Source organism: Candidatus Leptofilum sp., assembly GCF_965223525.1.
GTDB lineage: Bacteria > Chloroflexota > Anaerolineae > Promineifilales > Promineifilaceae > Leptofilum.
This window is the reverse complement of sequence record NZ_CBDCWX010000005.1, coordinates 1,682,320-1,706,966: the sequence shown is the minus strand read 5'-3', so window position 1 is coordinate 1,706,966 and position 24,647 is coordinate 1,682,320. Positions and strand designations below refer to the sequence as shown.

The window sequence follows — 24,647 nt, the reverse complement described above, 5'->3', positions numbered from 1 at the left end:
AAACATATTGTATCAACCGCAACCCACAGTTTGTTTCCGGGGAGTGGCTAATTCTGTAGGCATACGAACTCAATCACATGTTTCTTGTCAAACGGCCGCATCCGATTGTGCAACTGACGTCGGTTCCAGGCATGAGCAAACGCTTTCACATGACGATTTAACCAAACCAAGCTGCGTGAGAAGCAACGGCTCTTTCTGACTAGTCGAGTGAGATAGTGTCGCAGTTCCGCATTGCCTCCTTCAACTGAGTACGTTTCGCTCTTATCTCTTAGCGATAAATGGTAGCCGCGACGATAAATCAAACTGTCGTACAGAGGGAACTTGTCACTGTAATACTGCTCGGCAGGCGCCTCATCAATCATTTTTTGTGCCACTGCCTGCGTGCGTTGCAAAACGGGCTCAATCCCTAGAAAACAGCGGGTTTGCCGGTCTACAACGGTCATGATGTAGATTTCGTTTTTTTCTCACCGATAAAGGTGAAGAGCTCATCCTGTTCAGCTACTTCCACTGGTTCATTAGGGCCGGGCAAGGTTGATGGCAACTTATCAGCGTATGCTTTAAGCCAATTAGCGACCGACTGTGGCGCAACACCTAGATGTCGTGCTGCCTGACGTTGGCTATTGCCATCCAAGACCAAGCGAATGGCTTGTTGGCGGATGGCAATTGGATGGCCATTTGGCTGAGGCTGGGGTACATATTTACGATTGCAGGCTTTGCATTTGAATACTTGGCTACCAGCCACAGTTTTGCCATTTCTAACTTGAGAATCTGTTCGGTGACAGTGCGGACATTGGTTCATGTGCCTTTTATACCATGCCTTTGTGTTTAGTCACTCCCTGTTTCCGCGTAATAGATCGCTATCTGGTAACATTAGCCCTTGCTTTGGTATGGTATTCTGCTAGCAAAAACATGTATCCGGCTGTGGTCGGCGTCCTGCCGTGCGCTAGTTTTTTGTGAGATACGGCCGTATCTCTCACCCCCACACCTCACCCCAACCAACTGGCAAATGGGAAACGGCCGTTCCAGACACACTTTTGAGCTTGGAAACGGCCGTCTTTGGAATATTCACATGGCTATTATTAGCGGTTTATCGCGCCGCCTAATAGCGTTTTTAAGCAAACATTAAGCGACCCTTTGGTATCGGAATCGGCCGTCCCAATGCTTGGGCTGTTTCTATCCACTCATCAATGATGGTTTCCAGGTTGCTTAAAACTTCCTCATGTGTTTCGCCATCAGCGGCACAGCCTGGCAGCTCAGGAACTTCGGCAATAAACGCTTCGTCTTCATCGCTCCAATAAATAATTACTTCATATTTATATCTACTCATCATCACCCTCGTCAGCCAGTTTGTAGCGTAAAATAATGTTGCGAACTTGTTTTACCTGATATGCTTTTGCCTTGCCGCGCTTCGGCTGCAAGTTTAAGATTTCCTCTACATCCCTTCTCGTAAAAATATGATGACTCCCCTTAATTCTCTCGTTAAAACCTAGATGATTCAGAACCAAGCATAGGTCGTTGAAGGAAATATTGTTATCTGATGTGCCTCGCAGCACCTTTAACAGGATTTTTTCTTTTTTTCCCATGTCGTGAGTTTACCATATTTAAGTAACTTCACGATTTGCTTTATACGCCAAATACATTAGCAGAGTGTTGCTCTTGTGACAAGATAGATTTTTGCTTAATCACAAAACGGTACGGCCGTATCCACCCCCACACCTCACCCCAACCAACTGACAAATGGGAAACGGTCGTGAACTTTACAAAAATTCCACGTGATTTTCCATTTCCTCAGCCGAAAGCACCTGGAAAATGAAGTGCAACCCACGCACCATGTAACCAATGGATTGTCTGGGTTGCACAAAAACGATCCCGGCGTGTTGCACACCCTGAGCATGAAGTGTCAAGAAATCGTCATCTTGAGTTATCAAAACACGCTGTTCCTGTGCGGCAAAAGCCAACTGCTCTTCATCAGCAGAACCAAGCAAGCCCGCTAGTGGCGTACTCAAGACATCCACACGGCGACGCTTTAGCCCGGCGATGACAGCAGCCGGGATATGTTCATCTGTTTGGAACCTAATCTCACTCATCAAACTGGATAGGTAGCTTGGAAGGAATCTTCTTTTTCATTTCGGCGACGAAGGCTTCGCTGGCTTTGATTGCCTCGTCAATTTCGACTGGATTGTTGTGGTAGTAAGCTAATGCCGCATAAATTTCGGCCAATGTTAAATCGTATTCAGTGGCAATTTCATCGGCACTCATCCCCAACCATTCGTGCCAAATGACAATGTTTTGCACCGCAATGCGCCGTCCAGCAATGCGGGGCTTGCCGCCTACCACACCTTCTGTCTTTTCGATGTAATGGTCTAGCGTTTGTACAATCATCTCTGTTTCCCCGCTCAAATTTGATGCAGCAACTTACATCTAATCAACTTTCACATCAAGATTATACTCGATTTTATTCGAAATCTCGCTCATCACCCCAACCAACTGACCAATGAAAAACAGCCAACTCATTACTTATAAGCATCCTTTCTTTGCACCAGATCGACGATAAACACAAAAACCTTCTTGTTATCAATCAGGTAAAACAGACGGTAATTGCCAATTCTGTACCGGTAAAATCCCTCGAATTCACCCTTCAACTTTTTAATATTTGCGCCAAAATAAGGGTTGCTTCTTAATTGAGGATAAACAACATCGTTGATTTTTTGATACAATTTCGGATTGATTTTCTTCTTAACTTTGGCAAACGTTTTTGTTTCAGCAATCTTAAAATCAAACAACGGTATAGTCGCTCTTTTTAATATCTTCGAGTCCTTGCCTCAAGTTAGCAACCAACTCTGCGTCATTGAGAATTAGTTCCATTTCAGCATCGTCAACATAGGTTGCTGAGGTTAAATATTGCAGTGTGGCAAACTCAATAAAGTTGGAAAGGTTGCGTCGTTGCCCGTCTGCGGCCGTTTTTATCATCTGGTAAACGTCGTCATTGACCCGAAGGGTGATTGTTTTAGACATGATTTGCGCTCCTCTGAATATTTTTCCAGCCCATTGTATTCAATTTTATTCACAATATCAAGTGTAATGCAAAGCACATTCCCCGAATGTCAACTGGCTATTCTGAGTAACGCCAACGGCCGTTTGCCACCTCAACTAATTTATCTGCCACGCGCGGGTAAATGCGGAAAGGCATGTCGGGCGTCCGCTGAAAGCGAAGATCAACGACGCTAAAAAGACCAAAGCTAGTTTTTGCACCGCTAATTTCTCCCCAAGGCACAAAAAATGGGGGGTGCCCAGGCCGAAAGAAAAATAGTACCGAGAAGTAAAGCCCTTCATCATCAGCGCAGATTTTGAGGGCACTCCGGTAGCTGGATGAGAAGCGCAACGTGGCACTTTGCATCGAGAGACATTCGGCCGAGAGTGGTTCATGGTAAGTGTACGCTTCTGCCATGCGGTTCCACCCCCCAAGTCGGGAAATGAAAAAGACGATGCCGCTCCAAAACAGGGGGAAGATGATGAAAAAGGCGAGGGGTGCCAAGATGAGGGCAATGGTTTCTGTTTCCATGGTTGAAAAGATAGCGTGATTACGGCCGTTTGTAAACCGTTTTGTCCAAAATTTAGAAAAAGAGACGAGCGACATCCGCTATTCGTCACGCTCGTGTCACGACAGCAACTTAAAGTGATGCTCAATTATTTGATGAATCAATATTGCTTGAAAGGAGTTTATGATGGAAGCGCTGTTGAGTTTTGAAATGTTGGGTTATTTAGCTTCAGTTTTTGTGGCTGTGTCACTAATGATGCGCTCGTTGGTCAAGTTGCGGGTGATCAACTTGGTTGGGGCTCTGCTGTTTACAGCGTATGGCCTGATGATTGCTGCCTACCCGGTGGCCGTGGTGAATGGTTTCATTGTGCTGGTGAACATTTATTATTTGCAGCAATCTTACAGAAGAACGACCGTTTCCACCTCACAAGCTTGAAATATTTAGGGGAATTACAAAGACGACGGCCGTATCTCCCCTGCCTCAATCCGTTGCCGACAAACGCACCTGCCGGTTGGCCTGCCAACTGTCTATGCGCCACATGATGAGGCCTAGGACGAGAAATATGACGATGAGCGCACCAGACCAAGCCGCGACTCCTGAGTAGCCAATAGCATCCACATTGACGAAAAAATAAGGATAGTAGCCCACAATTGGCCCGCGAAAGAGCCAATAAACCAGATAAGCAATGGGGTAGGCGAGCCAGACGAAGGGGTGCTTCCAGGTCAGTTCCCCCTTCGGTACCCCACGTAAAAAGAACACCACGCCCAGAATTGGCGATAGCGTATGCGCCGTCATTTCCGGTATCCAAAACAGCCAGGAGGGCACATTTTGCGGCCCGCCCAAAATAAACCAGAAGCCCAACCCCACAAAAGCGATGTATAAACAGCAGGCAGCTTGCACCGCTGGCGATTTGAAAAAGCCATCCAGTCTGCCACGCCCAATCAGTAAAGCCGCCGCCATAATAATAATGATCAGGTTGCTGAGGTTCGTAAAAAAGCTGAACGTTCTGACTGTTTCACGTCCCCATTCTGCCACGGGCGCATTGAGTAAGCTACGGCCGTACCAAATAGAAATGCCAATAAGCGACGATAAAAGTAACGTCCACAGCCACATTTTGCGTTCTCTGTTCATTTTTGCGCTCATCTGGTTTCTCCTCTAGTTTAAGTGATTTGCAGAAAGATTGTACCAACCGCCGATCTTTCTTCGCAACAATGACTACGGCCGTTCCCCAAACACCGCTCTTAACCCAAGCAAATCCCCAAAAGTGCTCGATTTCAGATTTTGATGTAAAAAGTAGTTGACACAAGGTAAATTATATATTACTATATGTTCGCTTAACTTTACTAAAAGTAAAAATTTCTAGACAAATCGAGGGAATAATGACCTTTCAGGAAAAAAATGTTGCTGTGTCATTGGCGAGTTTTATATTGATTTTGGGATTTTACCTGCTACGGCTGCTTGGCATGTCTCAAGATGGCAGTCTACAAGAAGCGGCCGTGTTTCGCCTTTGGGGCATCACCATTGTGTTGGCAATAATCTTCACAATTATTGCCACCATCCTGACCCACATTGTTTCAGCCATCATTCAGGCAATACAAACAGGCGAAAAAGAACCTGATATTGAAGATTTGGCCGATGAGCGTGACCAACTGATTGATTTGAGGGGCACGAAGATAACCTATTCCGTCTCTTCGTTGGGGGTGTTTGCGGCTATGCTCACTTATGTCTTGGGGCAGCCCCCATTGACCATGTTCACTTTGCTAATCTTTTTTGGGCTACTGGCACAAATTATTGGCGATATCGCCAGACTGGTTCTGTATCGGCGGGGGTTTTAAGATGAGCAAGAGTGCTATTCGCAACAATATTCGGAAGCTGCGCTTTTTGCACGACGAAATGACGCAAAAAGAGCTAGCTAGCAAGGTGGATGTCACGCGGCAAACCATCATTGCTATTGAACAGGCAAGATATTCGCCCTCACTCGAACTGGCTTTTCGCATTGCCTACGTTTTTGATTCACCATTAGAAGAAGTGTTTTCTTATGACCCCAAGGATGATCCGATTTAGGCAACCCACAATTTAGTAATTCACCAATTCGGTGAAAACCGAAACAACACGCTAAACAGTCCAAGTTAACCATCAGATTCACAACTTACTTTGCATTTGTTGAAGTACGGCCGTTGCCCACGAAGCCGCACTGCCCGACTGCAAAAAAGGAGTACAAAATGAATTTAATCCAAGAAAAAGCCACGCTGGATGTGAAGGCGCTGCTTTCAACCTTGTGGCTGTTCGGCCTGCTCAACGTCATTTTTCGGGACATCCACGAGTTATTCAGACCGGGGTTTCTAGCCGAGATTATGACCGGAACGGTAAATGGTGTGGCCATGACAGAAGGCTTGCTGCTACAAGCAGGCATTATGCTAGAGCTTCTCATTATCATGGTTCCCTTGTCAAAAATATTGCCATACCGCCCGAATCGCTGGGCAAACATCATCGTTGGCGTGCTGGGCATTGGGTACGTTCTTGGGAATGGCGCGAATGATCTTGATGATAGCTTTTTTGCGGCCGTAGAAATCGTAACCCTGGCTCTCATCGTCTGGCTTGCCTGGCGCTGGCCTAAGATAAGGTCATCTGCATAACAAAAACCCAACCAACTGGAGGAAAAAATGAATAATTTACAGAAGGTGGGCGGCACGGCCGTTCCACAAATAAACCCTGCAAATCAAAAGAATAATTTAAAGAAAGGATGGCTGGCCCCTGCCCTCTTGCTGGCACTTGGCTCATTGAACGTCTTGTCTGGTGCCATGCAGCTAAACAATATTCAGCAAGGGCCGCCGCCCGTTCCCGATGAATTTACCGCCATGCAATATTTCCTTATGCCCATTCCCATTGTGCTACATATTGTGGGTGGCATCTTGTTCAACCTGCTGGGCCCGCTCCAATTTGCACCCGCCATCTGGCAACGTTGGCCCCAGTGGCACCGCTGGTCTGGGCGTTTGCTGATTGTGGCGGGCTTCATGGTGGCCTTTTCCGGGCTGTGGATGAATCATTTTTATCCAGCATATGGCGGTGTCTTGAAATACAGTGGCATTATGGTTAACAGTTTGGGACTGGCCGTTTCGCTGCTCATTGCCGTGCGGGCCATTCTGGTTCGTGACATTCCTCACCACCGCGTCTGGATGATGCGAGCCATAGCCTTTGGGCTTGGCCCGGCCACGCAGCGGCTGTTTGTGCTGCCCATCTTTTTCATCACTGGCAGCATCAGTAATTTGATGATTGGTTTTGTCATTTGGCTTGGCTTTTCGCTCAATCTGCTCGTCGTCGAGTGGATTTTGTGGCGCGAACGTACCGGAAAATCAAATGGAGAAGTGCAACATGACGGCCGTATTCTGGGTCAAAAGAGCGTACGCATATGACGAAGCTATTCAAAAGCACGACGGCCGTTGCTAGCAGCAACTTTGAGCTATTAGAAGCAAAACTCTGGGACGAGGCAGATAAAATCTACTGGATTGTGGCGCGGAAAGCATAAAATCCTTCCAATCTCAAAAAAGATGCGGCCGTTCTGGAGTAACAATGTACCAAATGTAGTACGTGTACACGCCCATCACCACAGCGGCCGTCCACACAATAAAGGTCGCCCACATCCAGTAGCGCAAACGGCCGATTTTGCGCGGCAAGATTTTGTGGCCAGCCAGCAAACAGTACGTAGCCAAAACCTGGGCAATGATGCCCAAAACCGCGTGGATGACCACCACAAGATAGAATGGCTCAAACGGCCGTTGCATAAACTCACTCGGCACATTCTCATACCGCAAAGACAACACCATAATGACGATGATAAAAAAGAAATTCAGCACCACCACGGGTGTCTGAATCCAATCGTGCAAGTGATAGTTGCCGCGCCGCTGGGCAACCACAGCCACGCAAATGAGAATGTAAAACAGCAGCTCCCCTACCAGAGCCAGATCGGCTCCCATGTAGCTGGCTGGGGCTAAAAATCCATCTGAACTAAGCATGAGTACCTCTTTTGGTAGGGATGATAATTAATTGAAATTAAGGAGCGGGGGTTGGGGTTATCTCAACCTCTGTACCTTCTTCAGCAGCCTCTTCTGCCGCAGCGGCTGCTGCTGCCTCGCGTGCCGCGGCCTCGCGTAGCGCCCGATCTACCACATTTTCGGTGTACGGATCCTGGAAGTTGAAGTAGTTGTAGGTAAGCTGGGCAAACTGACGCAAAATGGGGAAGCTAAAATCATGCAGCAAGAAGTCGCCCTGTGGAAAGTGTAAATATTCTACCAATACGTAGTCGCCATTTTGTGAAAAGACGATGCCTGCGTCGCCGTGCGTTACCTCATCCCAGCCATGTTTGTGGGAAACGGCCGTTTCCTCCGGCACGCCAAAGCGAATTAAATTACCTTCCTCATTAAGCACCATCAAATCAATGATGGCCTGGCACTCTTGTGGGGTTAACTCGCCAGGGTAGACGGCCAGCAATGCGCCGCCGCCGTTGGCACAATGGTAAATCATCGCCAGCAGGGTTCCGATATCCTCGGCGGTGGTTTGCCGGGCGGGGTCTGGTTCAAAGGTGAGGTTGGCACCGGTGTTAGCGGGGGTCGTGTAGGTACTAGGTCGGGTTGAAACCGCAATGGCATCATACGGAATGGCCATAAAGGTGTTCACCAACCCCAAACGATGCAGCGATTCAGTAAGCTGTTCCGCGCCCTCATAAGTGTTAGCCTCGCCCGCAATCTCATGCAGCAGCAGGTTGGCGCCAAAGTTGCTAGATTGTACGGCCGTATCATACAACAAACCCTGCACATACTCATTCGGTGGGCCATTCAGTCGCCGGTATGTCTCTACAAAAATGGCAATCTTTAAAATGCTCAACCCAGAAATGGCTGCGTCTGCATTGATAGCCAACTCCTCGCCTGTTTGCAGATCAATGATGAACACGCTGGCCAACAACCCCTGGCCGTCATTGGCCATCACCTGTTCAATTTGCGTTTGCAGCACCTCCATATTCAGATCGGCCGGTTCCTGCATCTCAATCACCAGATCAACCTGACGATCTTCGACGTTCGCCTGGTAAAGAGCCATCTCTGCCGCAGGCAAGCTAGCATCCACATCCGTCACATAACCAGACTCGCCCGGTTGGTAATTGCTGCCTGCCCCCAGCAAAAGCTGTGGCGCGGTAGCAGGCTTGTCCAGGAAACTGGCTACATTTTCAAGCTGTGTTCGCAAGGCAGCCTGATCATACCCAGCTATGATGGGAACGGAGGATTCTTCGAACGAACGATTGAGCAAAAACTCAATAAATCCTTCTAAAAAGGGCACCTCGCCACGCGCTGTCTCTGCCTGATCCAGCATCGCCTCAACATCCAGGTTAAAGCCAACATCTTGAGGATTTATGTCAACTTTCTCTTCCAAATGTTGCAGCATAATGGGCGACCAGTAGTGTGTCCGCAACGCCTCAGCCGCCTCCTCGCGTGACATACCGCCCACGTCTATGCCAGCAATTGTGGTAGCGGTCGGCAGCTTTTCACGCACCAAACTGTATAAAAATGCCTGATACCCTAAAAACAGCAAGCCAACAGCCAGCAAAATGAATGTCAGGAATCTTTGAATTACCTTTAACATGGTCTAGTTTGTCCGGGCATCTGTTAGATAGGGATTATCAAAGTTGAAGTAGTTGTAGGTAGCGCGGGACAAATTTGCCAGCAACGGTGAGCTAATTTCCCACTCTAGCCAATCTGGTTTATACAAAAATTGTACGATGACGTAATCGCCACCAGAGGAAAAAACGATGCCTGCATCTCCGTGCGTGTCGCTAATCCAGCCGTGGCGGTGGGCAACGGCCGTTTCCTGCGGTACCCCCTCTTCAATTAAGCTACCAATCTTGTTTTGCAGCATAAATGCCAAAATTGTTTGGCACTCCGTCTGGGTAATATCTCCCTCAAAAACGGCCATCAGCGCCCCACCCTTGCCCTCGGCGCAGTAGTAGAGCATAGAGAGCAGCGTCCCCATATCTTCGGCGGTGGTTTGCAGGTAGGGGTTGGGCAATGTGCGTACTTCTTCGGTAGAGTTGGCAGGAGTAGACGGCCGTACCGTCCCTGCTGGTGGTTCACTGTCGTAAGGCAGCACAATGAACGTGTTTACTAAGCCCAAACGCTGCATCGTTTGCGTTACCAGCTCTGCTCCCAGGCGCGGGTCATCCTGCCCGGCTACAAAGCGGAGCAGTTGGTTTGCCCCCTCGTTGCTCAAATCTGCCGACAACGTGCTGGAAATCCACGCCGCCTGCGTCAGCGTTGGCTCTTGATCCAGCAAGCGATACGTCTCTAGCACAATAGGCAGCTTCAGCAAATCCATACCCGACATCGGCAAATCTGCATTGATGGCAATTTCATCCACGCCAGCGTTGAGATCCATTACAAACATGCTGGCCGCACCGCCCGTAATTTGCTCATAATCTTGCAGGCTGTTTACCAAAAGGCGGGTGAGTAGATTGATTTGCGGCCGTTCCGGGTTGCTAGGTTCTACCACCAGCCGCGCTTCACGGTTGCTGGCTCGGTAAAGCGCCCCTTCCACATCGGCAAAGCTGGCTTCGATGTTGGTAACCGTACCCGTCTCGCCATACTGAAAGCTAAACGTGCCGGGGACTGGCTGGGCAGGCTGGGTTGGCTCATCCATCAGGGCAGAAATATCTGCCAGCACACGGCGCAACGCTTCCCGGTTGTGCGTCGCCGACAGCTCAACGGGACTCACTTCTACGGGCCTTCCCCATAAAAATCCCCAAAAACCAGCCCAGAAATCTTGCTGGGTGCGCTCGATGTCGGCACGACTCAGCATCGCTTCTAAATCCAGCTCAAATTCAGCGTCAGCCGGGCTAATCTCAAACCGATCCTGACCATGATAAATGATCACAGGTGCCTCGATATATCGGTTCGTCAGCACATTGGTTGCTTCTGCTGGGGATAGCCCACCGATGGGCACACCAGCTACGGTAAGCCCAGTTGGGAAGTTACCACGCAAGCTGGCAAACTGAAACAGTTTAATCAAAAGAAATATGGATGTGCCCACCAGAATGGTGACAGTTAGCCACTGTCCTGCACCTGGGGAGGAGCGACGATTCATCTTTTACCTAATTCTCCAAATTTTTATAGTAAGCAACGGCCGCATCAATTGCCAACTGGGTATGATGCGTAATTGGCTGCGGCAACGCTTCGCAGGCAAACCAGCGCGCCTCGATTAGCTCATGGCTTAACCGGATGTCGCCAGAGTTCAGCTTGGCAGGGTAGGCAATGCCAATATGCACCGTTTCTGGATCATGTTGTACGGAGATAGCTGGGCCAAGTTGGGCCGTTAATCCAGTCTCTTCCCTTAATTCGCGCAAGGCACCATCTTTTGGTGCTTCATTCTTATTTAGCCAGCCGCCCGGCAGCCCCCATTCATACAGCGGATGGAAAACGTGGCGCACCATGAACACCTCAAGGTTATCATTCACTGCTACTACAGCCACCCCCACACGCGTGCGCGGCACTGTTAGCTGTATCATGAGGCGCATACCCCATCGGGCTAGCGACCATTTTGCAATTTTGGCCGCTCTTTGTTTCCACATGCAAGTTCTCGTTGACCCAGACGGCCGTTGCTTACTTTATTCCGCAAAACAGTTGGCAAATATACAGATTGTGGCCAACGGAATTTGTTTACAATTTATTGACGAGCCAGTATAACAAAAACGGCCGATACCGTCAGTTGTTAGCAACCAGAAGCACAAAACATTATTCTGCCGTTCAGGTGCAATTTAGCCCACGCTCATGTGCAAAATCGGTTGCATAAATACGAAACTTTCACTGCTGGCAGACGTATAGGCGCATAGTTCAACAAATGAACGTTGCAAAAATGGAGGCAACCATGTCTGAAAATAGATTAACTCGCAGCGAAACAGACAAAATGCTCGCCGGTGTATGCGGCGGTTTGGCAGAATATTTGAACCTGGACGCCGTTTGGGTGCGGCTTCTTTTTGTATTGTTACTATTTGCCAGTGGCATTGGCGGGCCGATTTACCTGGTTTTGTGGGTGATTATGCCCCGCGAAGCAGTCGCCGGTGAATCCGGCAGCACCGTGCTACAAGACAACTTCGATGATCTGAGCCAAACCGTTTCTAGTAAGGTTGGTCGGCTAAACCGCCCTAGCACGGTAGGCACCATCCTGATTTTGTTTGGCATTTACTTTTTAATGTCACAGTTTGGCTGGTTCGACTGGCTGAATGGCATTGTTTTCTGGTCGCTTGCCCTGATTGGCGGCGGTATTTACCTGTTGATGCGGCGAGAAGAGTAAGTTAATTTCTGAACTGCGTATTTTGTGGAACGGCCGTCTGCGAGAGACGGCCGTTTTTTCATGGAGAAGAACGCCGAAAGGTTGCCCCCAACGCTCGCAGACTAGGCCGTGTTTTGCTTAACTCATCAGCGTTCGATTCGGCCGTGGCTGGCTTTGGTTCCACCAGAATTGGCAAAATGATGGTGAACGTTGTGCCTTCACCCACCTTGCTCATCACATCAATATTACCGCCATGCGCCTGGGCAATCCATTTGGCGATGGCCAAACCCAGGCCAGCTCCCCCCTGCCCCTGGCCAGAATGGCCACGCGCACGGGCTTTATCTACACGATAAAATCGATCAAAAATGTAAGGCAAATCCTCAGCCGGAATACCCATCCCCGTATCGGCAATCCTTAGGTAAGCCCAGCCATTTTTCTTGGAAAGGCTAATGTCTACCGTGCCGCCACCTGGCGTGTATTTGATGGCATTGCTTACCAGATTTAGCAATAGCTGCTTCAAGCGATCCACGTCCCCCATAATGCACGCCTGATCCACCTCTGTGACCTTGACCTCGACCCCTTTTTCCAGTAGCCGCACCTGTCGGTACACTTCAAATAGCAAATTGTCTAGCTCCACTTTTTGCTTTTCCAGCGGCAGACCTCCCGCATCGGCACGGGCCAGCAGCAGCAAATCACCAACTAATCGCGTCATCCGCTCAATCTCTTCCTGGATGATTTCCAACGATTCCCGGTCGGCATCCCCCATGCGGCGCATGAGGTCTACGTTGCCCCGAATAGCGGTGAGCGGCGTGCGTAGCTCATGCGACACGTCTGCCAGCAGTCGCTGTTGAGTTTGGAACAGTCGCTCTAGCCGCTCCAGAAGCTGGTTGAAAGACCGGGCCAGCACGCCAATTTCATCGGTGCGTTCGGTGTTGGGCACACGGCGGCTCAGATCATCGGCGTTGGTAATTTGGCGCGCCACAGCAGCCATATCTTCCAGCGGCTTAAAGGAACTGGGCGTGAGTAAAACTGCCAAAAAGAGGGAGGCAGACGCGCCAGCAAAGCCAACAAACAGGGCAATGACTAAGAAGCGGTTAAAACTTTCGATATTGTCAACTAGCCGCCCCACCTGCAGGTAACCAACAAGCTCGTCATCATCAAAAATTGGCGTGGTGAGAACGCGCATGGTACTTTCACCACGGGTGACGTAGTTGAGCGTCTCTTCCTCGTTTAGGCCATCTTCATCCAGCAAGCCAAAGTCGGGGGGCAACCCCGCCATGTTGCGCGACTGCAAGGAAATGTCCCGATCTGTACTCACAACTTGGAAGAAGGAAGCGGCCGTTTCCAAATCATCCAAATCCTGGCCCAGCTCAAAGAAAACGGTGCCATCACGCCCGGTAGACACGTTTGCCGAGCGCAACTCGCTGTTGAGCGTCCGCAAATCATCATCTACCTCTTCGTCAATGCGGCTACGCGGCAGCAAATACACAATGGCGGCAAACAGCACAAAAGCCACCATGAAGATAGACGTATAAACAAAAAGTAGGCGGTTCTGAATAGACAATTTTTACGACTCTTCACGCAAGACGTAGCCAATGCCACGCACGGTATGGATCAGGCGGGGAAAATCACCTTCCTCAGTTTTTTGGCGCAGGTAGCGCACGTACACTTCAATAATGTTGCTTTCACCACCAAAATCGTAATTCCAAACACGGTCAAAGATGAGGTCGCGGGTGAGTACCTGGCGTGGGTGGCGCATGAACAGCTCTAGCAGTTCGTACTCTTTGGCGGTGAGGTCGAAGATACGGCCGTCTCGCCTTCCTTGCCTTGTTCCAGTATCCAGTTCCAAATCAGCAAAGCGGTACACCTGTGGCTGGGACGGTTGGGAGCGGCGCAGCAGGGCACGGACGCGAGCCATCAGCTCATCAAAAGCAAAAGGTTTTACTAAATAATCATCGGCCCCGGCATCCAGACCGGTCACGCGGTCTTCAATGGTTTCTTTGGCGGTGAGCATCAAAATGGGCAGATCGCTCACGGCGCGCAGGCGGCGGCACACTTCTATGCCGTCCATGCCGGGGAGCATGAGGTCCAGCAGCACTAGGTCTGGCGGATTTTCGCGGGCGAGGTCTAACCCGGTTTGGCCATCTGCGGCCGTATCTACCCGGTAGCCTTCAAAGCTCAACCCTCTTTGTAAAAATTGTCGAATTCGTTCTTCGTCTTCAATCACGAGAATGCGAACTGTCATGTTAGCCTCCAAAATAGTTTGTCTGAATCAGCGGGGCAGGGTTACAATGGAAGTGGGAAGATGGAATAAAAGTTCAATTGCACATCAAATTCTGCTACCCCGCAGAAAAAGCTTTTTTAGCCGCGAATTTCACGAATTAACGTGAAGCCGTGTTGAGATTCGCGTCTTTCACGGCCGATTTTTGAAAATTGCGTAAGTTTTGCTCTAAACAATAATAGTAACAAATGCAAGATTCACCAGTCTACCAATGCAGGTGTTTCTTAATCTCTCATCTATGTTCCTGGTAAGTATGCAAACCACAGAAAATATCTTGAAAACCGACGAGCGATTTCTCTGTGGTTTGCTCAAGTAAAAGCCAAATGTGCGCTCAATCTAATTCAAGGTATTTGTTGGCTTTTACATAGGAGCTAAAAAATGGATCCCCTTTTGCAATTTGGCGTAGACGCCTCACGTTGGTTTCAGGAAACCCTGCCCCAGCTAGAAGCATTTTTTCAGTTCATAAGCACATTGGGCATTGAAGAGTTTTATTTGGCACTGTTTCCGCTGATTTATTGGAGCGTACACAAGGAAGCCGGGCGGGCATTGGCCTACGTTTTTTTGGTGGGGAATGTGTTCAACACGACGTTGAAACATGCTTTTCGGCAGCCACGGCCGTTTTGGCTAGACCCCGCGCTTGAAAAGTTCACAGACGGCGGGTATGGCATCCCCAGCGGGCATACGCAGTTTACTACAACTATTTATCTGTTTGCGGCCGTTTGGCTGCGGCGGCGTTGGATGTGGCTGCTTGCCATTCTCATGATCATTGTGATGGGCGTGAGCCGCATTTACCTAGGTTCCCACTTTGTGCATGACGTGGCGGCGGGCTTCGTGCTGGGTCTACTCGTTTTGGCTGGCTATTTAATCTGGCAGCGGCGTTACCAGTCTAAATTTGAGAAGCGCATTTTGGGGCAGCGGCTGCTGACAGTGGTTTTGGTGCCAGTGGCGTTTACGGCCGTTTACCTCATCATCCGGCTCATCATTGGTGAACCAGACACGACCGTTGCTTGGGCCAGCCGGTTGCCAGAGGTGGAGTTGGAGAGCGTGGAGGGATTTGTAACGGCCGTATCCAGCTTGCTCGGTGCAGGCATTGGGCTAGTGCTAGAACGCAGCCGCATTCGCTTTTTGGTGGAAGGCGCTATTTGGCAGCGAGCCGTGCGCTACCTGCTGGGGATAGTCGTCGCCGTCGCCATTTGGGCAGGGCTAGGCCAACTCTTCCCCGATGACCCGCTTTGGCTAGCGTTGCCGCTGCGCCTGCTGCGCTACGCCCTGCTAACGCTGTGGGTCACATATTATGCACCCTGGGCGTTTGTCAAACTCCAACTCGCCCAGGCCAAACCCGACCCAGGCATTGAAATGACGCTGTAGCCGTGGATTCTTTCCGCGCCGCTAGAACGCTTATGGTCGCCACTTCGCTACCGAATCCCCCCAATAGGCTGGGCCAAGCCAGAAAAAGTTGGAGCCATCCGCCGCAATGACAGCCATCGCCATCATCGTTCTGTCGCTGCTGCTTAGTCCACCAGGATCAACCAAAATTTGCAAGAATTCCCCGTTTGGAGACCAGTTGGCTTCAAGCAAGTAGGGGCCATTCGCTTCGGGGAAGGTGTCGGCAACGGCATCTGTGGGGCAGACAACCGCATCGTCACTAAGCTGTACAAAGCAAACCCCGCTGTCGAACCCATCCAGCAAGGCTGGCGGCGTCCGCCAATAAATAAAGCTCAAGCGCGTGCCATCTGGCGATAGCTGGTATTTGTCGGTGGTGTAGCCCCGTTCATCAGCCCATCTTGAACTAGCACCGTTGCAGCTTGTTTCACTGCCTACCGCCACATCGAACCAGCAAATCTCGCCAAAGCTGCGGTATTGGACGCGACTGCTGCCGTCGGTAGCCCAATCACCATGCAACCCATCATACGAACCGACCAGTTCCCCTTGATTGGTGAAAAAGGTGGTGATGGTGCAAAATTCGTACACGTCTGGATTGTCTTGATGGCGGTGAATTACCATTAGGTAACGGCCGTCTGGCGACCATTTCAAATCGGGGCGGTCATTGTCAAATTCAGGCTCAACGGGATCGTCCAGCGTAACGATATTGCCGTTCACGTCCTCGATGTGGAGCATTTGCATGCCAAACGGTTCGCCTTCCTCAACGTCCCACGGGGAAATCCATTCCATGCGGGCAAGGTGTTGCCCATCGGGCGACAATCGTCTGTCTTTCATCGGCGCATCTTCTAATTTTTGGATGATAATGCCTGTGGTGAGATCTAAAGCGGTGTGTTCCCATGCCTTTGGGTCAGTGTCGGGTATGGATTGCCAGTAGGAAAACAGCGTGTTTGTTTCCCATTGGTAAACCAGATCGCGCCTACCTTCTGCTAACGGTAGCTCAAACGCTTCGCCAGTTTCTAAATTGAGGAAATGCAGGTGGAGGGTTTCGTCATAGATCCCCGCCTTGATGGCGCTAACCACAACGGGCGTGGCGGGATCAGACAACCAGGCAGGTAGGGGGATGGTGATGGGGGTGGCAGTGGGAGTTGGCGCTGGTTGCGTGGTGGGAACGGCCGTTGCCGTAGACACTAATGTAGTTATTGCGGTAGGTTGGGACTGGCTGGTTGTGGAAACGGCCGTTGGCTCAACATCCTCAACGGCAGGCGTGCATCCAATCAGCAAAATGAATATCCACAACCAAATAAATGCGCTCTTTGTTCTCATGCTCTCAAATCCTTATTAGCTTGAATTTGATAGCAGCTTACGCACTTGCCGTCATGGAAACGTGATTACGGCTGCAAGTTGACAGTCACTTTAAAAAGTGACTGTCAACTGGGATGCACGAATCTATTTACCGAGTTGTAAGCGGCAAATAAATCAGCAAATCGGTAGGCATGATGCTGATTGTGTCGGTGAGAACTGGAGAGCCAGAAACCATTGCATTCAGCGTAACTTCGTAGGTGGTGTAGTTGGTAAGCCCGGTGAGCGTGTAGCTGCGCGTGCCTGCCGCCAGTCCGGTGATGGGCGAGGGCTGGGCACCAGCCGGGCCACTGTAGCTAATTTGCCAGGTCGTGCCGGGGTCTACCGGTGTGTTCACCTGCCAGTTCAGCACAATCATTTGGTCATTGGGCGAACCAAAAAGCTGTAGCTGAGGGATGATTTCTACCGCGCCGATGTCTGGATTGGTACGGCCGTTGCCCAAAATATCCTCAGCCGGGGCGTTGGTCGGATCGGCAGCATCAACCACCGGGCTGCTGCCAGACGGCGTGCCATAAAGCATGACCAGATTCGTGAACACCTCCATAATTGTGGCTGAGCCATCGGCAAATTGGCTACCGTTCCAGCGCGGCAACACCAGCCCACCCTGCCCCGGCAGCAGCGGATCGGCCACCAGGCGGTTACTGTCATCTGTGTAGTTGATTAGCTCACCACTATCGGTGGGAACGGCCGTTCCGCCATTCCAGTACAGATTGTTGTCCAGCGTCCAGCTACTCGTTTCCCCCGGCGGCGTGTCGGAAAAATCATTGCTGTTGCTGCCATCTGAGCCCATCGAGCCAGTGGGATCAGCCCAAATGTTGTTGAAAAACTGAATGTTTTCATTAGCTGGATTGCTGCCTTCGGAATTGAGGCGGAAAGCGTAGGCATACGCTGGCAAATCGCCCACGACGGTATTGTTGCGGAAGGCGACATTTTGGCCGCCCTTCACGCCAAATGGAGCGCGGATGACGTTGGCCGCATTGCCCAGCAGCAAATTATTCTCTACCAGCACGTTCCGCGCTTCAAAAAATGGCTGGCCATCCTCGCCAATAAGGACAAAGTTGGAGCCTGTGGAGCCAGCCCAGTTGAAGAATACGTTGCGCCGCACGGTAATACGGTCATTGCCCACGAACATATCGTCCCCAGCGTTGCTGTCTTTGATAACAATGTAGCTGCCGGTGTTGTTGAGATTGGTACGGCCGCTTCCCGCAAAATCGTTAAAAAAGACATTGTCCTGAATAATCACATCCTCCACGCTGTTCACATCAATATGCTCATCAGAACCCGTCTGGTTGTAGAAAATGTTGCCCTCAACCAAAATATCGTGAGTAGCATTGTTGATTTTTAGGATGTCGTTGTCGTAGCTGTCGTGCAGGATATTGTTGCGGATGGTGATGTGGCTCACGCTGCCGTTGCCGCCACCGTCAATGTGAACCACTAGCGGCGCTGCGCCGGGGCCATCATGCCGAATCTCGAACCCTTCGATGGTGATACCCTGCACGCCATTTGCGTGGGCGTAGGCGGTGATGACGCGATCGTTATTTTGCAAGATTGCCTCGTAAGGAACCTCTGACCGAACCGTAACGCCTGTGGGGAATGTGCCGCGAATGCGGATACGGCCGTTATACGTCCCAGGCTTCACCAAAATCAAGCTGCCATCCGGTACGTTGTCCAAAGCGTGGGTAATGGTTGCCCAGGGATTGCCGCTAGTCCCACTACCAGTGCTGTCACTGCCGTCGGTAGCGACGTAAAAGGTGCCACCCTGCGGCGCGCCCAGCAATTTTTGTGCGGTTGGCCAAGTGGCAAGCAACAAAATCGAGAACAAAAGCAAAAATGTAATGGTTTGTCTCGTTTTCATAGTTCACCTCATAAAAACAGCGGAACACAGAGCTACACGGAGAAAGCACAGAGTTTCACAGAGAAAAGTACAAAATCTGTGTAGCGAAATCTGTGGATAAATCTATTCAGAATGAACCAATGGCAGATAAACCCAATTCGTAGCCTCAAAAGGCGGCGCATTAAGTTCGTCGGCACCGAGGTCGGGGGCAGGGCCATACGGCCGTCCCTCACCATCCACATCATCGCTCACTTCGGCCAGAGTCGTGGCTTGGTCAATGGCGGCAAACGCCGCGCTGTGCAGATGCAAATCCCCATTTGCGCCATTCACAAAAAGTGACAGGGGTGCATTTTCCAGATTGTTATTGAGAACGGCCGTTCCGCCCCGGTCGCGCAAATTGTGGCTCACCAGATTGTTGGCAATCTCCACCTCGGTGTTATCAAACCGCCACTCAATCGAGGAAAATGGTGTCTGCGTGGAGACAACGGTATTGTTAAAGATTTGTGCCTCACACGCTTGCCACAAGCAAATGCCGCAATCAAACCCAAACTGTGAAGCAAATAAATCTCCATCGCTGGCAAAAATAAAGTTATTGCGAATGATGCCGCCGTAATGGTCCACGTAGCCGCCCCCCGCACTGGGGCAAGGATTGTCGCCATAGGTGCGCGCCTCGCCGCTGGTGACGAGGCCAAAACCAATGCCCCGCGCATTTTCGCGCAGCACGTTGCGCTCCACCACCGTGTCGCGGCAGCCCCGCCACAGGTGGATGCCATGTTCCGACAGCCCCTCATCGCACCAAAAGCCTTCAATCAAATTGTCTCGAATCACCCAACCCTCGGCTTGGTGGGCGTCAATGCCGCCCGTGTAGCAATTGTTGCGGATGAACGGCCGTCCCACATCCGTCAATTCAAGATGCGAACAAGCAATCACCCCATCATCCGGGTACGTGCCATCCGCCGCTGGGTTGATTTTGATCGCTTGCTCCCCTGGATCGATTAGGTGGACATTGTAGATGAGCGTATTCAGCGTGTCCCCCGCATCGGTGGTCATTACGTGGATAGGATGATAATACGCTTCGCGCAACGTCACATCCGCTACCGTCACGTCTGAAGCCACAATTTGGATGATTTCGGTGGTGATGTAGTTGCCATCCAGAACCACCGCCGCCCGATTGCCGCTGGCCGAACGCAGCGTCACGTTGGACGTATCAATTCGCAAGTAAACGCCGTCCAGATTGTAGATGCCATCGGCAATAAGAATGGTATCGCCAGTTGAGGCATTATTTACCGCATTTTGCAGCCCAGCGACTGTAGACACGTTCACAATCGTACCGCTGGCAGGGGGTAATGGGGGGCAATTTACGGCCGTTGCTTGCGCCAGCAATGGCCGTGGGGATTGCCTATTCAACAGGAAAAAAACGACCAACAGGCTAGCAATGAGGAACGAGCCAAATAGGCTCCATCGGGTCAGCTTCTTCATTTTTCTGCTCCATTTTGGCAAACCACAGTGAAAATGCTCCCCGTTCTTCAAATTATTTTCTGTGGTCTGCTCATTCTGCTGCAAACATAGTACGCGATTCCCACCCAAAAATCTGTAGGGCAAAAGTGCTAGACGAACGTGCTCAAAATTGGCCGTTCACGCCGTGTTCACGATGATTTTACGGCGCACATACGGACGCGATTTGCCCCCTGACGTATGCTATAGACGGTACTGTTTAGCACCAACTCGCCATCCAAAAATGCGTCGCTAAAACGCCTTCGAGATGAGGAATAGGAAAGATTCAATGGTCATTACCCAACCAACAACAACCGAAGCGTTTTACGAACATTTGCTACAAACGGTGTCGGCGGGTGTGCTTGTTTTAGACGACAACGGCATCGTCACCTCGGCCAATACGGCCGCCGGGCGCATTTTGGGTTGGGAATCTGAGCAGCTAATTGGCCGCACCTGGGCCGACATCGGCGCTGGTGAGCAAACTTTGGCCGAATGCCCCCCTCATCAGACCACCTTGCGCCAGCCGGACGGCCGTTCCGTCACCGTCAATCTGGCTATCACCCCCGTTTCTGACCACATTACCAGCACCACAATGGTCTCCTTTACCCATTGGCAAGAAATTGAACAGCTAAACGAAGCCTTGCTGCAAACGCAGCGGCTGGCGGGCATTGGCTTGCTCACCGCCAGCGTTGCCCATGAACTAAACACGCCGCTGAGCATCATCGCCGCCACCTGTAGCAACCTGCTGCATGAAATTGAAGAAAACAATTTGGGCATGGAGCAGCTGCTGCACTACGTGCAGATGATTGAGCAAAGCGCCTGGCGTTCTGCCAGAATTGTGGAGGTTTTGCGAAATTATTCTTATGCGGCTGAAATGCAAACGGCCGTTACCGACCTCAACATGATCATCGAAGACGCGCTGGTGCTGGTGCAGCATCAGTTCCGGGGAGAGTACAACATTCAACTGGTGAAAAAGCTGGATGAGGAGCTAAAGACCATTGTGCTGGATCACAATCGCCTAACGCAAGTGTTGCTCAACCTGCTCATCAACGCCCGCGACGCCATGCCCGCCAGCGGCGGCACCGTAGAAATCCGCTCCTGGTGCATCAACGAAGGTCAGACACCCCCTGGCGGCAACGGCAACGGTGCACACCAGGAAGCCTACGCCTTCTCCGTCAGCGACACCAGCAGCGGCATCGAGCCAGCCCTGCTGGAGCGCATATTTGAGCCATTTTTCAGTACCAAGCAGCTAGGCAAAGGGGCAGGGCTGGGTTTGTTTATCTCTCGCCAAATTGTGGAGCAGCACAACGGCCGTATCTGGGCAGAAAACAACGAACTCGGCGGCGCAACCTTCACCGTTGTCCTCCCTCGAAACCTGTAGCCATCGGCCGAGACCGGCGGCTACGTGGATAAGAACGCTAAAGCGCTCTTATTTAATCCTGCTTATGCAAGTTTTTTAGCGTGATCTTTTAAGATCATGCTTGTTTGTGCAATCTCTACCAAAATTGGACCCAGACAAGCTCGGGGCTTGGTGATTGACCCGGCTCCCAATTTTGATTGCCAAAAAAGCACTAGAGTTTGTCCAGTATTTTCTACCAACGCAAAACGCTAGATAGGTTTGGGGCAGGTTGGACAAGGCAGCGACCGTAAGTGGATTGGCTAAACGAATGAAGCCAAGTTTAGATGTCAGCTAAGCTGTTAAGGCTTCCTTTAATTATTTGGGCGTCTGGATGGTCAATTCCCAGAACCTTTTCAGTAATAGCCAGGGCGCGTTCAAGGTAAGGCCTGGCTGCCTCGACCTCACCAGTGGCTTTAAGTAATTTGCCTAGACCTTCGAGGCAGTGGGTGGTGGATAAATGTTCAACTCCATGAGCTTTTTCGGTAATGGCCAAGGCGCGTTCAAGATAAGACCTAGCTTCTCGATAATCCCCAGTTTTCAGGAACAATAAACCTAGGTTATTAAGAGGAAGGGCAGTATTGGGATGGTCAGCCCCCAGAGCTTTCTCAAAGATGGCCAGGGCGCGTTCAAGGTAAAGTCCGGCCGTCCTACTCTCCCCAGTTTTCCGGAATAATGCACCTAGGTTATTGAGGCAAAGAGCAGTTTCGGGATGGTCGGCTCCTAGGACTTTATGATAAATAGCATGAGCGCGTTCTAGATTAGACTTGGCTTCTTCATAATCCCCAGTTCTTAGGAACAATGAACCCAGATTGTTGAGGCTGGTGGCGGTATCGGGATGGTCGGCTCCTAGGACTTTATGATAAATAGCATGAGCGCGTTCGAAGTAGGGCTTGGAAGCAGCATAATCCCTGGTAGTCCAAAATAAATGACCAAGGTTATTGAGGCTGGTGGCGGTATCCAGATGGTTTACTCCCAAGGCTTCCTCTCGAATGGCTAAGGTACGTTCGAAATAGAGTCTGGCGGTAGCATAATCCCCGATTTTCTCGAACAATGACCCCAGATTATCGAGGTTGGTGGCGGTACCCGGATGGTTTACTCCCATGACTTCTTCTTCAATGGCTAAGGCACGTTCGAAATATTTTCTAGCTTCCTCATACTCACCTTTGGTAAAGAGCAGCACTCCAAGGCTATTAAGGCTAGAGGCGGTTTCCGGGTGATTCGCTCCCATGATTTCCTTTCGGATAGCTAAGGCACGTTCGTAGTAAGGCCTGGCCGCCTCGTACTCACCAATGTTCATGAAATATGATCCAAGACTTCTGAGGCTAGAGGCGGTTTCCGGATGATTCGCTCCCATGATTTCTTCTCGGATAGCTAAGGCCCGTTCGTAGTAAGGCTTGGCTGCCTCATACTTTCCTGTTTCCAGAAGCAATGACCCTAGAATGTTGAGACTAGTGGCAGTATTGGGATGGTCGCCTCCCATGGCTTTCTCGAAAAAAGTCAGGGCACGTTCGAAGTAAGGTCTGGCCATATCGAACTCCCCATTAGCCATAAGCAATTTACCCAGGGCAATGAGGCAGATGTTTGTATGTGGGTGGTCGGTTCCCAGGACTTTCTCACTAATAGCTAGGCCACGTTCGAAGTAGGGTTTGGCCGCATCATATTCATAACTATCCTTAAGCAAGGTCCCCGCCCCGAGATTTAGAGCAACAAGGTTATGGTCAGCGATCTCTAGCGAGTTTGCAGCAACGATAAGGCATTGTAGATGAGGTAGGAATTGACGCCTCGCTTTTCTAGTAATTACGTCATGATTATCAACAGGAAAAGCTGAAATCAGAAGCTCCGACGCCAACTCTACCCATTCCAACTCCTTTTCCCGTCCTATTCGATCACGATAGACCATTTGTACCATCTGATGTATATTTAAACTCTCTTCCGAGCCGTTCAGCAGAGAATACTTGCGAAGGACAGATAAAGCATCAGCCCGCATCATACTGTTTTCTAGGACAATACGGAGATTTTTTCTAATAGTCTTTCTGCTTAAGAAGAAGGCAAACCATTCTATTTTCCTTAACGCATCAGAATGTTTAGAAAGTAAAAATAGTGGAATATCATTCGGAGCCAGAAAGCAACATAAAGCCAGTAATTCGGCTGCACCAGGCGTTTTCTGTACTTGTTTGAAACTTATATCCCAGGTAGTAGCAATGGTGGCATGGTAATCGTCGGGTGGTTCAGTACGTTCCCACAACTCCTGTCGCCGAGTTTTAAACTGTTTTAGATAAAAAGCCGCTGTCTGCTCCCTGGTTTCCATGTAGGCAGCAGCATGCTCTAAAGCCAAAGGCAGGTAGCCTAACGCCTCAGCCAACGGAAGTAAGGCAGGATCACTTGCCCCGTGCAATCGTTTTTGGAAGAAAGCAGTTGATTCTTGAGAAGTAAAGACATTGACATCCAGAACCCAAGCCTGTTTAGCCCAGTGAGGGTTTCGGCTAGTAATTAGGATATGGCCGGCACCACTAGGTTGATAAGGGCGCAACTGACGGGCATTCAAGGTGTCAACATTGTCATAGATGAGCAACCAGTTTTTGTCTGTGCTGCTTAACCAGCTAAGGACTATTTGTCGGGCAGCAGGGAAATCGTTAGCTGGCAAGGGTAGCAGCAACCGTTGACCTAAAAGAAGCAGGTCACTTTCCACCTGGGTAGCATCGCTACCATTTATCCACCAGATAATATCATAAGTTTGGCGATGTCGGTAAGCGTATGCCAGGGCTAGCTGAGTCTTGCCTATACCGCCCAGGCCAGTAATGGCTTGGGCGAAGCCGTTCATTGACCGATGCTTGACGGCAGTCGTCTGCAATAATTCTAAGTGTTGCTGACGGCCGGTAAAGCGCGGGTTGGGCGGGGGGAGATTGTTGATGGGAAAGCTAAAAGATGGCAATCCAATATTGATCGTACCTTCATTATGAAAATCTCCATCACCAATATTGCCAATGATAATATCGGCATCTATTTTGTATTGAGGAGGTTCAGATCGTTTGCTCATGTACTTCTCGT

At 50.3% G+C, this 24,647-nt stretch carries 28 protein-coding genes; 8 read left to right on the top strand and 20 right to left on the bottom strand.

All coding sequences use genetic code 11. The features are described 5' to 3' along the window. Positions 1–47: 47 nt before the first annotated feature. The 9 genes from ACOQPM_RS12940 to ACOQPM_RS12900 form a co-directional block, all read right to left on the bottom strand. Positions 48–443, bottom strand: a complete 396-nt coding sequence (locus ACOQPM_RS12940; protein WP_420627216.1) for an IS1 family transposase — start codon at positions 441–443, stop codon at positions 48–50. Continuing rightward, on the bottom strand, positions 440–799 hold the full coding sequence (locus ACOQPM_RS12935) for a helix-turn-helix domain-containing protein (protein WP_420627217.1): 360 nt from the start codon (positions 797–799) through the stop codon (positions 440–442). The genes ACOQPM_RS12940 and ACOQPM_RS12935 overlap by 4 nt, the downstream gene beginning before the upstream one ends. Before the next feature lie 312 nt (positions 800–1,111). Next, positions 1,112–1,327, bottom strand: coding sequence for a type II toxin-antitoxin system HicB family antitoxin (locus tag ACOQPM_RS12930; protein WP_420630532.1), 216 nt, complete (start codon positions 1,325–1,327; stop codon positions 1,112–1,114). Then, a complete protein-coding gene (locus tag ACOQPM_RS12925) occupies positions 1,320–1,583 on the bottom strand; it encodes a type II toxin-antitoxin system HicA family toxin (protein ID WP_420629680.1) in 264 nt (87 codons plus the stop codon). The genes ACOQPM_RS12930 and ACOQPM_RS12925 overlap by 8 nt, the downstream gene beginning before the upstream one ends. A gap of 174 nt (positions 1,584–1,757) precedes the next feature. Beyond that, a complete protein-coding gene (locus ACOQPM_RS12920; RefSeq protein WP_420629679.1) occupies positions 1,758–2,087 on the bottom strand; it encodes a DUF5615 family PIN-like protein in 330 nt (109 codons plus the stop codon). Continuing rightward, the gene (locus ACOQPM_RS12915; protein ID WP_420629678.1) at positions 2,080–2,382 is read right to left on the bottom strand and encodes a DUF433 domain-containing protein; all 303 of its coding nucleotides are present in this window, start codon (positions 2,380–2,382) and stop codon (positions 2,080–2,082) included. The genes ACOQPM_RS12920 and ACOQPM_RS12915 overlap by 8 nt, the downstream gene beginning before the upstream one ends. Positions 2,383–2,513: 131 nt before the next feature. Beyond that, positions 2,514–2,783: a type II toxin-antitoxin system RelE family toxin gene (locus tag ACOQPM_RS12910; protein WP_420629677.1), complete on the bottom strand. Its 270-nt coding sequence runs from the start codon at positions 2,781–2,783 to the stop codon at positions 2,514–2,516. After that, positions 2,776–3,015, bottom strand: a complete 240-nt coding sequence (locus tag ACOQPM_RS12905) for a CopG family transcriptional regulator (protein WP_420629676.1) — start codon at positions 3,013–3,015, stop codon at positions 2,776–2,778. Before ACOQPM_RS12905 ends, ACOQPM_RS12910 begins: the two co-directional genes overlap by 8 nt. Positions 3,016–3,112: 97 nt before the next feature. Then, a complete protein-coding gene (locus ACOQPM_RS12900) occupies positions 3,113–3,637 on the bottom strand; it encodes a hypothetical protein (RefSeq protein ID WP_420629675.1) in 525 nt (174 codons plus the stop codon). An 88-nt stretch (positions 3,638–3,725) separates the two neighbouring features. Between ACOQPM_RS12900 and ACOQPM_RS12895 the strand changes: the two genes are divergently transcribed. Further along, a complete protein-coding gene (locus ACOQPM_RS12895; protein ID WP_420630531.1) occupies positions 3,726–3,974 on the top strand; it encodes a hypothetical protein in 249 nt (82 codons plus the stop codon). Positions 3,975–4,019: 45 nt separating this feature from the next. On the opposite strand, the gene ACOQPM_RS12890 is transcribed toward ACOQPM_RS12895, so the two are convergent. Further along, on the bottom strand, positions 4,020–4,682 hold the full coding sequence (locus tag ACOQPM_RS12890) for a Pr6Pr family membrane protein (RefSeq protein WP_420629674.1): 663 nt from the start codon (positions 4,680–4,682) through the stop codon (positions 4,020–4,022). 236 nt (positions 4,683–4,918) lie between these two features. On the opposite strand from ACOQPM_RS12890, the gene ACOQPM_RS12885 reads away from it, so the two are divergent. The 4 genes from ACOQPM_RS12885 to ACOQPM_RS12870 all read left to right on the top strand — a co-directional run bounded on the left by ACOQPM_RS12885 (position 4,919) and on the right by ACOQPM_RS12870 (position 6,952). After that, complete coding sequence (locus ACOQPM_RS12885; protein ID WP_420629673.1) at positions 4,919–5,374, top strand: hypothetical protein; 456 nt, start codon at positions 4,919–4,921, stop codon at positions 5,372–5,374. Position 5,375: 1 nt separating this feature from the next. Continuing rightward, a complete protein-coding gene (locus tag ACOQPM_RS12880; RefSeq protein WP_420629672.1) occupies positions 5,376–5,603 on the top strand; it encodes a helix-turn-helix transcriptional regulator in 228 nt (75 codons plus the stop codon). A 158-nt stretch (positions 5,604–5,761) separates the two neighbouring features. Then, entirely contained in the window at positions 5,762–6,175 is a 414-nt protein-coding gene (locus ACOQPM_RS12875) for a DUF6326 family protein (RefSeq protein WP_420629671.1), read from the top strand. Positions 6,176–6,202: 27 nt separating this feature from the next. After that, complete coding sequence (locus tag ACOQPM_RS12870) at positions 6,203–6,952, top strand: DUF2306 domain-containing protein (protein WP_420629670.1); 750 nt, start codon at positions 6,203–6,205, stop codon at positions 6,950–6,952. A gap of 126 nt (positions 6,953–7,078) precedes the next feature. Here ACOQPM_RS12870 and ACOQPM_RS12865 read toward each other — a convergent pair whose 3' ends face one another. Genes ACOQPM_RS12865 through ACOQPM_RS12850 form a run of 4 tightly spaced genes read right to left on the bottom strand, consistent with a single transcriptional unit; the run spans position 7,079 to position 11,148 of the window. After that, a complete protein-coding gene (locus ACOQPM_RS12865) occupies positions 7,079–7,552 on the bottom strand; it encodes a DUF420 domain-containing protein (protein WP_420629669.1) in 474 nt (157 codons plus the stop codon). A gap of 37 nt (positions 7,553–7,589) precedes the next feature. Continuing rightward, positions 7,590–9,170, bottom strand: coding sequence for a serine hydrolase (locus ACOQPM_RS12860; protein WP_420629668.1), 1,581 nt, complete (start codon positions 9,168–9,170; stop codon positions 7,590–7,592). A 3-nt stretch (positions 9,171–9,173) separates the two neighbouring features. After that, on the bottom strand, positions 9,174–10,664 hold the full coding sequence (locus tag ACOQPM_RS12855) for a serine hydrolase (RefSeq protein WP_420629667.1): 1,491 nt from the start codon (positions 10,662–10,664) through the stop codon (positions 9,174–9,176). Positions 10,665–10,671: 7 nt separating this feature from the next. Continuing rightward, positions 10,672–11,148: an NUDIX hydrolase gene (locus ACOQPM_RS12850; RefSeq protein ID WP_420629666.1), complete on the bottom strand. Its 477-nt coding sequence runs from the start codon at positions 11,146–11,148 to the stop codon at positions 10,672–10,674. A 296-nt stretch (positions 11,149–11,444) separates the two neighbouring features. Between ACOQPM_RS12850 and ACOQPM_RS12845 the strand changes: the two genes are divergently transcribed. Further along, positions 11,445–11,870: a PspC domain-containing protein gene (locus tag ACOQPM_RS12845; RefSeq protein ID WP_420629665.1), complete on the top strand. Its 426-nt coding sequence runs from the start codon at positions 11,445–11,447 to the stop codon at positions 11,868–11,870. A gap of 58 nt (positions 11,871–11,928) precedes the next feature. Here the strand turns inward: ACOQPM_RS12845 and ACOQPM_RS12840 are convergent, their stop codons facing one another. Then, on the bottom strand, positions 11,929–13,413 hold the full coding sequence (locus ACOQPM_RS12840) for a sensor histidine kinase (RefSeq protein WP_420629664.1): 1,485 nt from the start codon (positions 13,411–13,413) through the stop codon (positions 11,929–11,931). A 3-nt stretch (positions 13,414–13,416) separates the two neighbouring features. Next, positions 13,417–14,094, bottom strand: coding sequence for a response regulator transcription factor (locus ACOQPM_RS12835; RefSeq protein ID WP_420629663.1), 678 nt, complete (start codon positions 14,092–14,094; stop codon positions 13,417–13,419). 414 nt (positions 14,095–14,508) lie between these two features. Between ACOQPM_RS12835 and ACOQPM_RS12830 the strand changes: the two genes are divergently transcribed. Further along, the gene (locus tag ACOQPM_RS12830) at positions 14,509–15,498 is read left to right on the top strand and encodes a phosphatase PAP2 family protein (protein ID WP_420629662.1); all 990 of its coding nucleotides are present in this window, start codon (positions 14,509–14,511) and stop codon (positions 15,496–15,498) included. A gap of 30 nt (positions 15,499–15,528) precedes the next feature. Here ACOQPM_RS12830 and ACOQPM_RS12825 read toward each other — a convergent pair whose 3' ends face one another. The 3 genes from ACOQPM_RS12825 to ACOQPM_RS12815 all read right to left on the bottom strand — a co-directional run bounded on the left by ACOQPM_RS12825 (position 15,529) and on the right by ACOQPM_RS12815 (position 20,185). Then, positions 15,529–16,836: a hypothetical protein gene (locus ACOQPM_RS12825; RefSeq protein ID WP_420629661.1), complete on the bottom strand. Its 1,308-nt coding sequence runs from the start codon at positions 16,834–16,836 to the stop codon at positions 15,529–15,531. 127 nt (positions 16,837–16,963) lie between these two features. Continuing rightward, positions 16,964–18,727, bottom strand: a complete 1,764-nt coding sequence (locus ACOQPM_RS12820) for a hypothetical protein (protein ID WP_420629660.1) — start codon at positions 18,725–18,727, stop codon at positions 16,964–16,966. A gap of 102 nt (positions 18,728–18,829) precedes the next feature. Next, positions 18,830–20,185: a hypothetical protein gene (locus ACOQPM_RS12815; protein ID WP_420629659.1), complete on the bottom strand. Its 1,356-nt coding sequence runs from the start codon at positions 20,183–20,185 to the stop codon at positions 18,830–18,832. A 304-nt stretch (positions 20,186–20,489) separates the two neighbouring features. Here ACOQPM_RS12815 and ACOQPM_RS12810 point away from each other — a divergent pair, with 304 nt between their 5' ends. Continuing rightward, entirely contained in the window at positions 20,490–21,581 is a 1,092-nt protein-coding gene (locus ACOQPM_RS12810) for a two-component system sensor histidine kinase NtrB (protein ID WP_420629658.1), read from the top strand. A 298-nt stretch (positions 21,582–21,879) separates the two neighbouring features. Here ACOQPM_RS12810 and fxsT read toward each other — a convergent pair whose 3' ends face one another. Then, positions 21,880–24,636, bottom strand: coding sequence for an FxSxx-COOH system tetratricopeptide repeat protein (gene fxsT, locus ACOQPM_RS12805; protein ID WP_420629657.1), 2,757 nt, complete (start codon positions 24,634–24,636; stop codon positions 21,880–21,882). Positions 24,637–24,647 lie beyond the last annotated feature (11 nt).

Bases quoted from the DNA above. Each gene is read 5' to 3' on its own strand.
- ACOQPM_RS12940 (WP_420627216.1), bottom strand. From the start codon at position 443: ATGACCGTTGTAGACCGGCAAACCCGCTGTTTTCTAGGGATTGAGCCC.
- ACOQPM_RS12935 (WP_420627217.1), bottom strand. From the start codon at position 799: ATGAACCAATGTCCGCACTGTCACCGAACAGATTCTCAAGTTAGAAAT.
- ACOQPM_RS12930 (WP_420630532.1), bottom strand. From the start codon at position 1,327: ATGAGTAGATATAAATATGAAGTAATTATTTATTGGAGCGATGAAGAC.
- ACOQPM_RS12925 (WP_420629680.1), bottom strand. From the start codon at position 1,583: ATGGGAAAAAAAGAAAAAATCCTGTTAAAGGTGCTGCGAGGCACATCA.
- ACOQPM_RS12920 (WP_420629679.1), bottom strand. From the start codon at position 2,087: ATGAGTGAGATTAGGTTCCAAACAGATGAACATATCCCGGCTGCTGTC.
- ACOQPM_RS12915 (WP_420629678.1), bottom strand. From the start codon at position 2,382: ATGATTGTACAAACGCTAGACCATTACATCGAAAAGACAGAAGGTGTG.
- ACOQPM_RS12905 (WP_420629676.1), bottom strand. From the start codon at position 3,015: ATGTCTAAAACAATCACCCTTCGGGTCAATGACGACGTTTACCAGATG.
- ACOQPM_RS12900 (WP_420629675.1), bottom strand. From the start codon at position 3,637: ATGTCGCTCGTCTCTTTTTCTAAATTTTGGACAAAACGGTTTACAAAC.
- ACOQPM_RS12895 (WP_420630531.1), top strand. From the start codon at position 3,726: ATGGAAGCGCTGTTGAGTTTTGAAATGTTGGGTTATTTAGCTTCAGTT.
- ACOQPM_RS12890 (WP_420629674.1), bottom strand. From the start codon at position 4,682: ATGAGCGCAAAAATGAACAGAGAACGCAAAATGTGGCTGTGGACGTTA.
- ACOQPM_RS12885 (WP_420629673.1), top strand. From the start codon at position 4,919: ATGACCTTTCAGGAAAAAAATGTTGCTGTGTCATTGGCGAGTTTTATA.
- ACOQPM_RS12880 (WP_420629672.1), top strand. From the start codon at position 5,376: ATGAGCAAGAGTGCTATTCGCAACAATATTCGGAAGCTGCGCTTTTTG.
- ACOQPM_RS12875 (WP_420629671.1), top strand. From the start codon at position 5,762: ATGAATTTAATCCAAGAAAAAGCCACGCTGGATGTGAAGGCGCTGCTT.
- ACOQPM_RS12870 (WP_420629670.1), top strand. From the start codon at position 6,203: ATGAATAATTTACAGAAGGTGGGCGGCACGGCCGTTCCACAAATAAAC.
- ACOQPM_RS12865 (WP_420629669.1), bottom strand. From the start codon at position 7,552: ATGCTTAGTTCAGATGGATTTTTAGCCCCAGCCAGCTACATGGGAGCC.
- ACOQPM_RS12860 (WP_420629668.1), bottom strand. From the start codon at position 9,170: ATGTTAAAGGTAATTCAAAGATTCCTGACATTCATTTTGCTGGCTGTT.
- ACOQPM_RS12855 (WP_420629667.1), bottom strand. From the start codon at position 10,664: ATGAATCGTCGCTCCTCCCCAGGTGCAGGACAGTGGCTAACTGTCACC.
- ACOQPM_RS12850 (WP_420629666.1), bottom strand. From the start codon at position 11,148: ATGTGGAAACAAAGAGCGGCCAAAATTGCAAAATGGTCGCTAGCCCGA.
- ACOQPM_RS12845 (WP_420629665.1), top strand. From the start codon at position 11,445: ATGTCTGAAAATAGATTAACTCGCAGCGAAACAGACAAAATGCTCGCC.
- ACOQPM_RS12835 (WP_420629663.1), bottom strand. From the start codon at position 14,094: ATGACAGTTCGCATTCTCGTGATTGAAGACGAAGAACGAATTCGACAA.
- ACOQPM_RS12830 (WP_420629662.1), top strand. From the start codon at position 14,509: ATGGATCCCCTTTTGCAATTTGGCGTAGACGCCTCACGTTGGTTTCAG.
- ACOQPM_RS12825 (WP_420629661.1), bottom strand. From the start codon at position 16,836: ATGAGAACAAAGAGCGCATTTATTTGGTTGTGGATATTCATTTTGCTG.
- ACOQPM_RS12820 (WP_420629660.1), bottom strand. From the start codon at position 18,727: ATGAAAACGAGACAAACCATTACATTTTTGCTTTTGTTCTCGATTTTG.
- ACOQPM_RS12815 (WP_420629659.1), bottom strand. From the start codon at position 20,185: ATGAAGAAGCTGACCCGATGGAGCCTATTTGGCTCGTTCCTCATTGCT.
- ACOQPM_RS12810 (WP_420629658.1), top strand. From the start codon at position 20,490: ATGGTCATTACCCAACCAACAACAACCGAAGCGTTTTACGAACATTTG.
- fxsT (WP_420629657.1), bottom strand. From the start codon at position 24,636: ATGAGCAAACGATCTGAACCTCCTCAATACAAAATAGATGCCGATATT.